The sequence below is a fragment of the Brevibacterium sp. SIMBA_078 genome (genome assembly GCF_046534565.1).
Lineage (GTDB): Bacteria > Actinomycetota > Actinomycetes > Actinomycetales > Brevibacteriaceae > Brevibacterium.
The window spans coordinates 1-240 of record NZ_JAWRYQ010000534.1 but is presented as its reverse complement, the minus strand read 5'-3'; the positions used below and the strand labels follow the sequence as shown (position 1 = coordinate 240).

Genomic DNA, 240 nt, shown 5'->3' with positions numbered 1-240 from the left:
CTTTAGCTCAAACCACCTATTACAAATGCGTGACCCCAGAAGGGACTACCTTTTCACAATTACCCTGTAGTAACAATGCAACCGTTCATAAAATAACTGCCACCGAGCCAAAACAAGCAGGTGAAGAAATAAACTACACTAAGCAGTTAAACGAACTTGAACGCGACACCATAGTTACTAACTTAGAGGCGGAGCTACGCAGTAACCAGCATAAACTCGCTATACTTTCGCGAGAGAAAG

Annotated in this window: 1 protein-coding gene; it reads left to right on the top strand. The window is 42.9% G+C overall.

The annotated features are described in order from the left end of the window. Positions 1 to 29: 29 nt before the first annotated feature. Positions 30 to 240 (top strand): hypothetical protein (locus SB749_RS20680; protein WP_410711968.1); only part of this gene is annotated, 211 nt, incomplete at its 3' end.